Source organism: Corynebacterium sp. HMSC08F01 (assembly GCF_001807545.1).
Lineage (GTDB): Bacteria > Actinomycetota > Actinomycetes > Mycobacteriales > Mycobacteriaceae > Corynebacterium > Corynebacterium coyleae.
This window is the reverse complement of sequence record NZ_KV789296.1, coordinates 22789-35921: the sequence shown is the minus strand read 5'-3', so window position 1 is coordinate 35921 and position 13133 is coordinate 22789. Positions and strand designations below refer to the sequence as shown.

The 13133-nt window shown below is 63.3% G+C and carries 12 protein-coding genes; 4 read left to right on the top strand and 8 right to left on the bottom strand.

The annotated features are described in order from the left end of the window. Nucleotides 1–2: 2 nt before the first annotated feature. From HMPREF3171_RS04280 to HMPREF3171_RS04270, 3 genes are all read right to left on the bottom strand, one after another. Complete coding sequence (locus HMPREF3171_RS04280; protein ID WP_070483186.1) at nucleotides 3–1169, bottom strand: acyl-CoA dehydrogenase family protein; 1167 nt, start codon at nucleotides 1167–1169, stop codon at nucleotides 3–5. A 176-nt stretch (nucleotides 1170–1345) separates the two neighbouring features. Beyond that, entirely contained in the window at nucleotides 1346–2893 is a 1548-nt protein-coding gene (hutH, locus tag HMPREF3171_RS04275; RefSeq protein WP_070483184.1) for a histidine ammonia-lyase, read from the bottom strand. 32 nt (nucleotides 2894–2925) lie between these two features. Beyond that, nucleotides 2926–3660, bottom strand: coding sequence for an IclR family transcriptional regulator (locus HMPREF3171_RS04270; RefSeq protein WP_070483182.1), 735 nt, complete (start codon nucleotides 3658–3660; stop codon nucleotides 2926–2928). Nucleotides 3661–3697: 37 nt separating this feature from the next. Between HMPREF3171_RS04270 and hutG the strand changes: the two genes are divergently transcribed. Next, nucleotides 3698–4651 (top strand): formimidoylglutamase, encoded by a 954-nt coding sequence (gene hutG / locus HMPREF3171_RS04265; protein WP_070483180.1) that lies wholly within the window; start codon nucleotides 3698–3700, stop codon nucleotides 4649–4651. Nucleotides 4652–4662: 11 nt separating this feature from the next. Here the strand turns inward: hutG and HMPREF3171_RS04260 are convergent, their stop codons facing one another. Continuing rightward, entirely contained in the window at nucleotides 4663–6105 is a 1443-nt protein-coding gene (locus HMPREF3171_RS04260) for a YjiH family protein (RefSeq protein WP_246815320.1), read from the bottom strand. A 197-nt stretch (nucleotides 6106–6302) separates the two neighbouring features. Here HMPREF3171_RS04260 and HMPREF3171_RS04255 point away from each other — a divergent pair, with 197 nt between their 5' ends. Next, nucleotides 6303–7898, top strand: a complete 1596-nt coding sequence (locus HMPREF3171_RS04255) for an alanine/glycine:cation symporter family protein (RefSeq protein WP_083291955.1) — start codon at nucleotides 6303–6305, stop codon at nucleotides 7896–7898. A 95-nt stretch (nucleotides 7899–7993) separates the two neighbouring features. Here the strand turns inward: HMPREF3171_RS04255 and HMPREF3171_RS04250 are convergent, their stop codons facing one another. The 3 genes from HMPREF3171_RS04250 to HMPREF3171_RS04240 are packed head-to-tail and all read right to left on the bottom strand — an operon-like array spanning nucleotide 7994 to nucleotide 11009. After that, the gene (locus HMPREF3171_RS04250) at nucleotides 7994–8908 is read right to left on the bottom strand and encodes a hypothetical protein (RefSeq protein WP_070483178.1); all 915 of its coding nucleotides are present in this window, start codon (nucleotides 8906–8908) and stop codon (nucleotides 7994–7996) included. A gap of 33 nt (nucleotides 8909–8941) precedes the next feature. Continuing rightward, complete coding sequence (locus HMPREF3171_RS04245; protein WP_083291954.1) at nucleotides 8942–10270, bottom strand: LCP family protein; 1329 nt, start codon at nucleotides 10268–10270, stop codon at nucleotides 8942–8944. 31 nt (nucleotides 10271–10301) lie between these two features. Beyond that, nucleotides 10302–11009: a CPBP family intramembrane glutamic endopeptidase gene (locus tag HMPREF3171_RS04240; protein WP_070483176.1), complete on the bottom strand. Its 708-nt coding sequence runs from the start codon at nucleotides 11007–11009 to the stop codon at nucleotides 10302–10304. Between the two features lie 17 nt (nucleotides 11010–11026). Here HMPREF3171_RS04240 and HMPREF3171_RS04235 point away from each other — a divergent pair, with 17 nt between their 5' ends. Together HMPREF3171_RS04235 and pheA are read left to right on the top strand one after the other, a co-directional pair. Further along, a complete protein-coding gene (locus HMPREF3171_RS04235) occupies nucleotides 11027–11968 on the top strand; it encodes a DUF2891 family protein (RefSeq protein WP_070483174.1) in 942 nt (313 codons plus the stop codon). Continuing rightward, on the top strand, nucleotides 11965–12789 hold the full coding sequence (gene pheA / locus HMPREF3171_RS04230; protein WP_070483172.1) for a prephenate dehydratase: 825 nt from the start codon (nucleotides 11965–11967) through the stop codon (nucleotides 12787–12789). Before HMPREF3171_RS04235 ends, pheA begins: the two co-directional genes overlap by 4 nt. On the opposite strand, the gene HMPREF3171_RS04225 is transcribed toward pheA, so the two are convergent. Then, nucleotides 12786–13133 carry a metallopeptidase family protein gene (locus HMPREF3171_RS04225; RefSeq protein WP_070422663.1) on the bottom strand — a complete coding sequence of 116 codons (348 nt, stop codon included), beginning with the start codon at nucleotides 13131–13133 and terminating at the stop codon, nucleotides 12786–12788. The genes pheA and HMPREF3171_RS04225 overlap by 4 nt on opposite strands.

The window sequence follows — 13133 nt, the reverse complement described above, 5'->3', positions numbered from 1 at the left end:
GACTAGACGAAGGCCGATTCGCCCGTGATGGAGCGACCGACGATGAGCTGGTTGATGTCGTAGGTGCCCTCGTAGGAGTAGATGGCCTCGGCGTCGTTGAAGATCTTTGCCATGCGGTAATCCGAGATCAGGCCGTTGCCGCCGAGGATCTCGCGGCCGAGCGCGACCGTCTCACGCATGAGCTTCGAGGTGAACGCCTTGGCCAGCGCGGACTGCTCGTTGTTCGCGGAACCGCGATCCTCCATGCGGGCCAACTGGGCCATCATCGACTCGGAGGCAACGAGGTTGCCCTGCATGGTGGCCAGCTTGTTCTGGTTGAGCTGGAACGAGGAGATCTTCTTGCCAAACTGGATGCGCTCATCCGCGTAGCCGAGTGCCACGTCGAGCGCGCCCATCTGCGTACCGACGGCCTGCCAACCCACCGTGGAGCGTGCACTCTTGAACACCTTGTTGATGTCCTTGAACGAGTTCGCGCCCTCGAGCTTGTCGCTGTCCGGAACAAACACGTTGTCGAGCGTGATGTCGGCGTTTTGCACCGCGCGGATGGCAATGCGGTTTTCCATCAGCGTGGCCGTGTAGCCCTCGGACGTGGTGTCCACGATGAAGCCCTTGACCTGCTCGTCCTCCGGGTCGCGGGCGTAGACGGCGACGTAGTCGGAGAAGGTTGCGTTGCCGATCCAACGCTTCGCGCCGTTGAGGATCCAGCCGCCGTCCACCTTGGTGGCGGTGGTGCGCATGCCCTGGGCAACGTCGGAGCCAGCCTCCGGCTCCGTGATCGCAAGCACGCCGGTCTTGCGCACGGCGTAGAGGTCCGGCAGCCAGCGCTCCTTCTGCTCCTCGGAGCCGAGCAGCTCGATGCTGCCGGTGAACAGGCCGTCCTGGCCGGAGAAAAACGTGCCTACGGAACCGTCCGCGCGGTGAATCTCCGCCGCGACGAGGCCTGCGAGTAGGCGGGAGCGACTCTGGCCGCGCACGAGGCTGATGATGTTGAGCTCGCCAATCGACGGCAGCAGCTCGTGCGGGAACTCCGAACGGTTCCAATAGTCCACCGCGATCGGAAGCACCTTCTCCTTTGCCCAATCGCGGACGTTGTAGAGGATGTCCTTTTCCTCTGTGGACAGTTCGCTTTCAAAGTCGTAGAAATCGCCATTCGGGTACCGGCCAGCCATGATGAGACTCCAATCACAATCTGCGGGGGTTAATGATGTAGGCGACAGTGTATGGAGTTTCCCGTGGTAACAAAGGGGGCAGTGTCGCCAGTTGTCTGGGTTCCCAGACTATTGGTGATGCGTAATAGAAAACGGGCGGCGCCGATGCTGCGGCGCCGCCCGTTGAGTAGTGCGGTTTAGCGAAGTGTGCCCACAACCGCCTCAACGGCCGTGACGTAATCGCCGCCCTTGACCAACTGGACGGAGTGCTCGATCTCCGGGGAGAGGAAACGGTCGGTGCCCGGGCCTTCCACACGTGCGCGCAGCGTGGTCAGCGCAGCACCGGTGCCGGCGGACGGCTCGCCTTCGCGCATGTCCAGCGCACGCGCGGCGGTGAGGATCTCTACTGCAAGGACGCGCTGCAGGCCGTCGATGCTGCGGCGCAGCTTGCGGCCCGCCGACCAGCCCATGGAAACGTGGTCCTCCTGCATCGCTGACGACGGGATCGAATCCGCAGACGCCGGAACCGCGTTGCGCTTGAGCTCGCTGACAATGCCTGCCTGCGTGTATTGGGCGATCATGTGGCCGGAATCCACGCCCGGGTCGCCCGCGAGGAACGCGTTGAGGCCGCGGTTGCGTGCGGGGTCGAGGAAGCGGTCGGTGCGGCGCTCGCTAATCGACGCCAAATCCGCCACCACAATCGCCAAAAAGTCCAACACGTACGCCACCGGCGCACCGTGGAAGTTGCCGTTCGACGCAACACGGCCGTCCTTGGCCACTACCGGGTTGTCGTTCGCGGCAGCGAGTTCGCGGTCAGCCACCGTGGTTACGTACGTCAGCGTGTCGCGGAAACCACCAGCGACCTGCGGGGTGCAACGGATCGAGTAGGCGTCCTGCACGTCGTTGGCCTTGAAGCCCTCGAGTGCGGCCGCCAGGATCGGCGAATCCGCCGCCACGGTGCGGATGTTGTACGCGGCATCCGCCTGTCCCGGGTGCGGGCGCAGCTGCTGCAGGTCGTCGTCGAAAACGGACAGCGTACCGTTGAGGCCCTCCACGCTCATCGCGGTTGCGATGTCCGAAACCTTGGCGGCCTCGCGCAGATCTGCGATGGCCAGGCACAGCATGCCCAGCATGCCGTCGGTGCCGTTGATCAGCGCCAAGCCTTCCTTTTCGCGCAGGACCAGCGGCTCGATGCCCGTCTGGGACAGAGCGTCGGCAGCCGGGATGATCTCGCCACCCTTGACGCGGACCTCACCCTCGCCCAGCAGTGCTAAAGCGCAGTGGGCCAGTGGCGCCAAGTCGCCGGAGCAACCCAGCGAACCGTACTCGCGCACCACCGGCGTGATCCCAGCGTTCAGCGCGGCGGCGTAGGTCTCAGCCACCACCGGGCGCACACCCGTGCGGCCCGTGCACAGCGTGGACAGGCGCAGCAGCATCAGCGCGCGAATGACCTCTTCTTCCACCTCCGGGCCGGAGCCCGCGGCGTGGGAGCGCACCAGCGATACCTGCAGCTGCGCGCGCATATCTTCCGGGATGTGCTTCGTGGCCAGGGCGCCAAAGCCAGTGGAGACGCCGTAGACCGGGGTCGGGTCCGCAGCGAGCTCCTCGATGCGCTCACGGGTAGCGGCGATTTCCTCGAGCGCCGCCGGATCGATCTCAACGTTTGCGCCGTAGCGCGCGACGGCGACGACGTCCTCAACGGACAGCGCGCCGATGCCTACTGTGACGTGGTTAATAGTTGCCATGCGTGCGATGCTAGATCACACCGTTGTAGTCCTCAACGATTACCAAAAAACTGCGTACGCAAGCGGGCCGAAGCATCCGTCAGCGCTCCGAGAAGCTCCTGCTTGTCGGCACTTCCCACCGGGAACGTCGCCGCAAGCGCCGCCGCCGGTCGCTCCAGATGGTCCAGCACCGCAACCGCCACGGACTCCTGCCCGCGCGAGACTTCCTCGCATTCGCTTTCCCAGCCGTGCTCGCGGACGTCGATAAGCTGCGCTTTGACCTCGCTGTACCGACGACGCTCGCCGGACGACGTGAACACCGCGCGCAACTCCGCGTCCGGCAAATGCGCAAGCATGATGCGCCCCGACGCCGTAGCCAACGCCGGCAAACGCACACCAACCTCCGTCACCAACGACACCGCCCCTGGAGCACGCACCTCGTGCAGGTACACAATCTCCGACCCGGCCAGGCGCGTCAGGTGAGCCGAACCCCCAGCAAGCGCAGCAATACGGGCGAGAGGCTTCGTCGCGAGCCGCACCAGCGGCTGCTGCGTGGTGTACGCCTGCGACATCCGGTACGCCGCCAACCCCAACCCGTACGTGCCCGGGTTTTTCAAGTGCACCACAAAGCCGGAATCCTCCAACTCGCGCAGCAAGTGGTACGTCGTCGAACGGGGCAGCTCCAACTCGCGTTGAATACGGGTCGCAGAAATCGGCGCATCTGTAGTGGACAGCAGCGACAGGATGCGCAGCACATTGTGCGCAGCGGGAACCTGGGGCTTATTCATCGCCTCTCAGTATGCCCCGACGCTAGGCTCGTGTGGCATGAATACAGTCACAGCACCACTTTTCGCACCCGCACCCGACTGGACCGGCCGCGACGACGGCCCCGGCGCCGAGCACGCCCGCTGGCACAGCGAGGTCTCCACCAACGCCGAACCGCACGAAGGAGCCGTGCACCTCATCGGCTTTGCCTCCGACGAAGGCGTTGAGCGCAACGGCGGCCGCCAAGGCGCCGCCCAGGGCCCCGACGCGTTGCGCGCCGCACTCGGCTCCCTCGCTATTCACGACGAGCGCACGCTTATCGACGCCGGCACCGTCACCACCCAAAACGACGACCTCGAAACCGCGCAACGGACCCTTTCCGACAAGGTGTATGACCTCGTCACCGCGCAAGGCGCAGACGGCATGACCGTCGTGCTTGGCGGCGGACACGAAACCTCCTTTGCCACCCACCGCGGCGCCTACGAGGCCATCGGCCCGATGCACATCATCAACTTCGACGCCCACTTCGACCTGCGCACCGCCAGCCGACCCACCTCCGGCACACCCTTCCGCCAGATCGCCGACCTAGCGGGCAGCGACTTCGACTACTCCGTCTTCGGCATCTCCCAGCCCAACAACACCAAGGTGCTCTTCGACACCGCCGACGACCTCGGTGTGACCACCGTGCTGGACACCGAACTTGCTGAAATGTCGATGCGCGAAGCCGTCTACCGCGCCCTCGCCTCCGTCGACGGCGACCTGCCGATCCACCTCTCCATCGACCTCGACGTCCTTCCCGCCGCCGTCGCGCCGGGTGTGTCCGCCCCCGCGGGCTTCGGCGTGGACTACGCGAAACTGCGCGCCATGGTCTCCGCCGTCGCCGCCACCGGCCGCGTCGCGCTGCTGGATGTTGTCGAACTCAACCCCGATTTCGACGTAGATAACCGCACCGCCAAAGCCGCAGCACGGCTTATCGACGATGCGGTAACGGCGACGGCAGGGCGTCGTCGCTAAGCAAAAGCCCCTTAGAACAGCAGGTAGGCGACGGGCACCGTAATGATCACGGTGAGCACCACGCGGATGAACCAAATGATGACCATCTTCACGATGTTCAGCGGAATGTCCGTCGCCAACACCGCCGGCACCATCGCCGAGAAGAAGAAAATCTGGCTCACGCACACCACAGCAATGGTGAACTTCAACACCATGTCATCCGAACCCGCCGTCAGCGTGGCCGGCAGGAACATCTCCGCCAAGCCGGTCGCCAGCGCACCCGACGTTGCCCACGGATCCGGCAGACGCAGCAACCACACCACCGGATAGAACACCACGCCAACGGCCTTGAACACCGGGGTGTACGTCGCCAGCACCAGGCCAATCACGCCAACCGACATGATGCCCGGCGTGACCTGCACCGCCATGACCAAACCGTCGCGGAAGTTCGTCCACAACACCTTGCCCAACGAATCCGCACGGTTGAGCTCAATCTTCGCCTCACGCCATGCCGCCTTGAAACGGTTACCGGTGATCTCCTTCTCCGGATGCGGCGTCGCCCCCGGGTAATAATCCTCCGGAATGCGCGAAATCGGAGGGATGCGCACCGTAATCGCCGTCACGATAAACGTGATGATGAAGGCGATGAAGAAGTACGCGATCCAGTGCTCCATCATGTCGAGCGTCTTAGCGACGATCACCATAAACGTGGCCGACACCGTAGAAAAACCTGCAGCAACAATCGACGCCTCACGCCCGTTATAGCTGCCGTTCTTATACATACGATCCGTGATCAACAGGCCCAGCGAGTAGGAACCAAGGAACGACGCCACCGCATCCACCGCAGACTTACCCGGAGTGTGGAACACCGGGCGCATGATCGGCTGCACCATCACGCCAATGAACTCCATCAGGCCAAAGCCCACCAGCAAACCCAAGAAGATCGCACCCACCGGGATCAACAGCCCGACCGAGATCACCAACTTATCCAGGATGAACGGACCAATATCCGGATTGAACAGCCACTCCGGGCCGAACCCGAACGTCAACATCGCGCACAGCACAATCGCCAGCACAGACAGTGCCGCAAACGCCATGCGTGCGTAGTCCTCTTTCCAGCGTCCAGTGACGAACTGGTAGATCGTGCCAGCGATGATCGCCGCCAGCGCCAGGAAACGGGTGCCCTCGCCGAGGGTCGTCGTGATCCACGTGACGATGTGATCCAGCAGGATCGTCGACTTCGAACCATTAATAGAAAACGGCACGAAAAACGCGAAGATACCGATTGCGCTGTACACAAAGAAACGCCACACCGCCTGAGGCTTCACATCCGCATCGGGGGTGAAGTCCGGATCGGGATCGGCCGGTTGGGTGGAGTCGTCGACAAGCACATGCGAACTTGCGGGCAAGTCCTTTACCGGCCAAGCAGGCGAATACCTACGCATACGATTCGTGCGCTTACCAGCGGGTTCCATAGATGTCCTTTCATTACAACAGTGGCATCCACAGCGTCTGCTTCATCGCGGGATCCAAATAATTTTGGTGCCGGCGAATAATTTTTACACAAAAAGTGACCCACGGCACAAAATATTCGTCTACATTCACTATTTACTTGAAACGACCTTGAAGCAACGTTCAAGAAACCCCAGCACACAAACAAAAGGAGGGCGCCATGGAAGGGTTCATCGACACCCTCAATGGCCTCATTTGGTCCAACTGGTTGGTGTTCCTGTGCCTCGGCGCAGGCGCATACTTCACACTCGTCACCCTGTTCCTGCAGATCCGCTGCCTGCCGGACATGATCCGCCAACTCAAATCCGGCGAAAAGTCCGAGGAAGGCATCTCCTCGTTCCAATCCCTGATGATCTCCTTGGCCGGCCGTGTCGGCGTCGGCAACATCGCCGGCGTCGCCACCGCCATCGCCTTCGGTGGCCCCGGCGCAGTCTTCTGGATGTGGCTCGTCGCCCTGCTCGGCTCCGCAACCTCGTTCATCGAGTGCTGCCTCGCCCAGATCTACAAGGAAACCGACCGCGACACCGGCGAATACCGCGGTGGCCCCGCCTACTACATCGAGAAGGCCTACAAGCACACCACCGCCGCACCATTCATGCTGGTCTACGCCATCATCTTCGCAGTCTGCATGCTGCTGGCAACCTCGTACTTCCTCCCCGGCATCCAGGCCAACGGTGTGGCCGCAGCCGTGGACAACGCGTGGGGCATCGACGTCAAGATCTCCGCAGCCGTCATGGCGATCCTGCTCGCCTTCATCATCATCGGCGGCGTGAAGCGCATCGCGAACTTCGCATCCATGGTCGTCCCGTTCATGGCCGGCATCTACATCATCATCGCGATCGTCGTCCTCTTCGCCAACGCCTCCGACATCCCCGAAGTCTTCGGCGTGATCTTCCGCTCCGCCTTTGACAAGGAAGCCGCATTCTCCGGCATGCTCGGCGCAGCCATCATGTGGGGCGTCAAGCGCGGCATCTACTCCAACGAGGCAGGCCAGGGCACCGGACCGCAGTCCGCAGCAGCCGCCGAGGTCTCCCACCCGGCTAAGCAGGGCTTCGTCCAGTCGTTCGCCGTCTACATCGACACCCTCTTCGTCTGCTCCGCAACCGCCTTCATCATCATCTCCACCGACATGTACAAGGTGTTCGAGGGCCAGTCCGAAGACGGCGCCGTCGTCTACGACGGCTCGCTTGCCGACGGCATCCCCGTCGGCCCCGGCTTCGTCCAAGAAGGCCTGAACTCCTTCTCCGCCGGCCTCGGCCCGTCGTTCATCGCCCTGGCCATCATGTTCTTCGCCTTCACCACCGTGCTGGCGTACTACTACATGGCAGAAACCAACTTCGTGTACCTCAACCGCTGGGTGAAGAACGAAGGCGCCCGCAAGGCCATCATCTGGGCTCTGCGCGTCCTGATCATCGCCGCCGTGTTCATCGGCGCAACCACCACCCCGGGCACCGCGTGGGCCCTCGGTGACATCGGCGTGGGCGCAACCGCATGGCTCAACATCGTCGCCATCCTCTTCCTGCAGGTCCCGGCCCTCAAGTGCCTGTGGGACTACCGCCGCCAGAAGAAGGCTGGCATCGACCCGCACTTCGACCCCGAAGCCCTCGGCATCAAGAACGCCGACTTCTGGATCGAGCGCAAAAACGAGCTCATCGCCGCCGGCAAGTGGCCAGGCGTTGAGGGCAAGGTAGTCACCTCTGACGCCGCTGGTGCTGCTGGTGCTGGTTCCACGGTTGTGCGACCTGACGCTCAGTAGCTCCTGCCGGGGTTCGCATGCGCGGACCCCGGTTTTCAGCTGACAGTTACTTGGGGTCCGTGCCTTGAATTGGACAGGACAAGCGGCGCGAGAAGTTAGTCGAGCTCCTCAAGTGCAGCCGCACCTAGGCTAATGAACACTCGAACAATTCTTCCGGCGCGGAATTCGCCGAAGACTGGATAAAAGCCATCACCCCAGCCACTGGCAAATACGATCCCTGCACCAGGCGTCCCATTTCTGAACCTCAAATCACCGTATGCACCGTTGGTTGTGGCGAGACATGCTCCGTTGTATGAGTAACGGTAAAACCCATCGGGTGGTGTATTCGGGATCGCTACTACCGACCCCGCTGCCTGCATCTCGTTCATAGATTGTCCTAAATCGGGAATCTGCTCGTCGAAGTGCTGGAAGTCCACCCGGTACTCGAGAACTCTCTCTGTTTCTATATGGAGGTAGCGGCGTATGTCCACAAAGGGTTCGTCGATCCATTGCGAGTCGATATAGCAAGGGTCGGAAATTAGCAGCTGCCCGCTGTCCACACTCACCTCTCCGAGGAAACGTACCTCCGATGCTGGAGATGCCTCCGGGTCGGTGATACTTCTGAGAAGCTCGATGTAATCATCATCGGGTTTGAAGTCAGCCTCCATCTGCAGAAATTGCTCTAGTCCCTTGGTCGCTGCGAGAAGGGATCGAAGCTCAAGCAGCTGCTTCTCCGCGTCTCTCCTTTTAAGTGACTCGTGTTCCTCGTCCTGCTTCAATCGCTCAATTTCCGCGTATTGCCGGTTGATCCTTTCTTGGAGGATTGATTCGATTTTTTCAGGTGATTTGGACTCCGCTGATTCAGCTTTCTCTTTCCAGAAGGCGACTCTTTCCTTTTCGGCCTCTACCATTTCGGCTTTAGTTTCTACTCTTGCTTTAAGTTGATTTACGTAGAGTTTCCAGACGCTGGCCCCCGCGATCAGGGCGCCTCCATTTAGAGCGAGTTGAAGCACTTCTATTCCCGAGGTCACTGATACTCCTAGAGTGGTGGAAATAAATTGACACTACCGCAGCGACGCGAACAGGGCTTCGGCCCCGGCGTCGTCCCAGAGCACCACGTTGCCCACTTCGGTGTCGGCGAAGCCGCCGATGGGCACGGTCTCCGTCTCTAGGCCGCCGCGCATGGCGAAGGCGATGCGGGCAAGATTCCAGACGTGGTCGCCGGAGCCGACGGTGAGCAGGGTCGGCGCTACCCACAGCAGGCGTCCGACGCGGAACGGGTTGAGGAACACTGCAGGTGAGAGTGCTCGCGAGGTCAGTGCGTTGAGGAATTCGCGTTGGCGGACGACGCGGTCGAGGTCGCCTTGGGCGGTAGCGCGGGTGCGTACGTAGCCGAGTGCGGTGGGGCCGTCCATCTTTTGGCAGCCGGGCTCGACGAACAGGTTGGCGAGGGGGTCGTCGATAGGTTCGGCAACGCAGATTTCCACGCCTCCGACGGCGTCGACAACGCCGGCGATGCCGCCCATGCCGATTTCGGCGTAGCGGTCGATGTGTAGCCCGGTGTTTTGCTCGACGGTCTGCACGAGGAGTTCGGGGCCGCCGAGGGCGAACGCGGCGTTGATTTTGTCGTAGCCGTATCCGGGTACTGGCAGGTAGGAGTCGCGCGGGATGGACATCAGGGTTGCTTTGCCGCGTAGGGGCAGGTGGAGCAGCATAATGGTGTCGGTGCGTGTGGAGCCGATGTCGCCGCCGGTGCCGAGCCGTTCGACGTCGCGTTCGCTCAGGCCCGTGCGTGAGTCGGAACCGACGAGGAGCCAGTTGGTGCCGGCTGTATTGCCGATTTGTTCGTCGGGGAGTGTGGCGACGCGGTTGAGGCGGGCGTCGGTAAGGAGGACGGACGCGAGCGCGATCACGATGATGAGGGCGATGATGCTGCCGCATCCAGGGCGTTTTGCTTGACGACGACGCCACGCCGACCTTTCCCTCCTCTTGGACACCTGCAGCGGCATCGGCCGTTCATCACGGGGTGCCTGACGCTGCGCGGGCCTGTACTGGCCCTGCGCTGGGCGCTGTCCGGGCCGGTACTGCACCGGCCGTGAAGCTTCGCGCGGAGGGTACTGGGGCGCGCGGCGTGGCTCGTAGGCGGGGCGTGGCTCGAACACGGTGTGGCCGGGTTCGACGCGGCGTTCTTCCCGGCGCCACTCGTCGCGGTGCGGGGGTCGCTCGGCGGAACGTGCGGGCCGCTCCGTATGGGAATCCGCAGGCCGTGCGGTCTGTGAGGGCCGGCGGCGGACGGGCCGGCCGTAGCGGTCGACGATGGGTTTTCCGTCTTTGCCCAGGACGAACTCGCCCGCGTTGTCGCGGGGGTCGTTGGAGTGGGGCGTCGTTGACATAAAAACAGTGTAACCAGTGTGACGCGTGTGGTTAGATTCCGAGCCACGACAGGTCGAGGAGTGGGTAGGCGATAAACGCCACGGCGTCGATGAGGAAATGGGCGATGATCAGCGGCCAGATGCGCCCCGTTTTGTGGAAGTACCAGGCGAACACCACGCCCATGACGATGTTGCCCAGGCCTGCCGAGATGCCCTGATACAGGTGGTAGGACCCGCGCAGCACGGCGGAGGCGGCGATGAACTGCCAGGGCTTCCAGCCGAGTTGGCGCAGGCGGGTGACCAGGTACATCACCACGACGACCTCTTCGCCGAAGCCGTTGGCCAACGACCACAGCAGGGAGGTCGGGATCTGCACGGCCTCGGTGGTCGGTACGACAACTTTGGACAGGCCGAGGTGCACGGCGGTGACGTAGAACGCGAGCCCGGGCAGGCCGATCAGGGCGGCGAATCCGACACCGCGGGCGAGGTCGGGGAGGTGGGGTAGGCGGGGTGGTTGCGCTCGGTCGTCGAGAAGAAACCATGCGAGTCCACCCCACGCGAACAGGGTCAGCGCCGAGCATGCCTGGAGGGCGAGGTCGAGCCACGGGATGGTGGAGGTGGCGTCGTAAATTGTGGTGGTTTGTTCGCTGAGCGGGGCTTTGAGCAGCGAGTCGATGAGTCGCAGGGCTGCGCGTAGGCCCGCGGTGCCGAATGTGACGGCGAGGACCAGCAGGATCTCTATCTTCAGGCGCCGTTGCATGCGGTAACTTTAGCGCCATGCACGAATTGTGGGCGCGCACTGTCGTCGAGGTCGTCGGTCGGGAGTATCCGGCGGCGATGCACCACGCGAGCCTCGGGCCGGCCGACACGGATGTCACCCCGCGCCGCTTGCACCCGGCGTTTTGGGGGTCTTTCGACTGGCATTCGTGCGTGCACATGCTGGCCAGCGGGGTGAAGTTGCACAAGCTAGTCGACGACCCCTCGCTCACCGACCTGCTCAACCAGCGCCTGACCGCCGACAACATCGCCGCCGAGGCTGCCTACCTGCGCGCGCACCCGCTGTACGAGCGGCCGTATGGCTGGGCGTGGGCGCTGCAGTTGTGCAAGGTCACGCGTGGCACCCCGTGGGAGGCCGCGATGGCGCCGCTGGCCCGCCAACTGGAGGAGAACATCACCGCCTGGCTTGGCACTCAGCAGTTGCCGGTGCGCCACGGCGTGCATAGCAACTCGGCGCTCGCTTTGCTGCTGATCATCGACGCCGCCGACGCACTCGGCCTCCACAAGCTCCGCTTGCTTTGCGACGACACCGCCCGCGCCTGGTTCCACAACGACCACGCCTACCCACACACCTGGGAACTGTCCGGCCACGACTTCGTCCCCAACGGGCTGGCGCAGGCAGCCCTGATGCAGCGCGTACTCGGCGAGGATTTCCCCGCCTGGCTAGACTGCTTCTTCACTCCGGGTGCGCTGGAGTTCTACGCCACCCCGCTCCAGGTCAACGACCCCGACGACGGCCAGCAGGCCCACCTGCTCGGGCTGATGCTCACGCGGGCATGGTTGCTGCGGGCCATCGGTAGGCCAGAGGGCACGCAAATGCTTATCGACGCCACCGTGCCGCACCTCACCGGCACCAACTTCATGGCCACACACTGGCTGATCACCTACGCGCTACTCGCCGAAGAAGCAGCACAAGAGCAAGCACAGGAGGAGAAGAAATGACACGAATTGCGTATCTCGGGCCCGAGGGCACCTTCACCGAGGAGGCGGCGCGCCGCTTCGACTCCACAGGCCAAGCCGAGTTCGTCCCGGTTGACTCGCCTGCGGCGGCGCTCAAAGCGGTCGCGGAAGGCAAGACCGATTGGGCGGTGTGCGCGATTGAGAACTCCGTCGACGGTGCGGTGACCACCACCGCCGACGCGCTCGTCGACACCCCCGGCGTGCAGATCTACGCCGAGACGGAACTGTCCATCGCGTTCGCCATCATGACACGCGCGGGCGAAACACTGGGCAGCGCCCGCCGCTTGGCCACCCATCCGGTGGCGTACAGCCAGGTCAAACGCTGGGTTGGTGAGCACGCGCCGGGCGTGGAGTTCGTCCCGGCATCCTCGAACGCGGCCGCGGCGAAGATGGTCGCGGACGGCGAGGCGGACGTGGCGGCCGCGCCCGAGCGCGCTGCGGACCTGTTCGGCCTGGACATCCACGCCCGCGGGGTGGCGGATATGGAGACGGCGCGGACTCGGTTTGTGCTCGTCGGTAAGCAAGGCAAGGTACCTGCCGCAACAGGCAACGACCGCACCGCCATCGTCTTCCGCACCCCCAACAAGCCCGGCACGCTGGTCGGCGCGCTGCAGGAATTCGCGGTGCGCGGGGTGGACATGTCGCGCATCGAGTCGCGCCCGACCCGCAAAGAGCCCAACACGTACAACTTCTTCGTCGACCTTGTGGGCCACATTGACGACGACCCCATCGCCCAGGCGATTGCCGCCGTGGGGGAGCAGGCGACGCAGATACGCATGCTCGGGAGCTGGCCGAAGGCCTAACCCCAGCCGAGGGCGTGCAGCTCGTGCTCCTCTAACCCGAAGTAGTGGCCGACCTCGTGCAGAACGGTGACCTTCACCTCGTGGCGCAACTGCTCCTCGTCAGTGCAGATGGCTTCGAGTGCGTTTTTGTAGATGAACACCGCATCGGGCAGGAACCCGGAGTGGTTGGAGTGCTGCTCGGTCAGCGGCACGCCCTCGAAAAGCCCGAGCAGTGTGGGGTCGTCGGGGTTGAAGTCGCGGGCCAAAATCACCATGTTCTGCATATGTTCGGCGAAGCGGTCCGGGATGGTGTCCAACGCGTCGTTGATCATCTCCTCGAACAGTTCGTCGCTGACCGGGGCCAT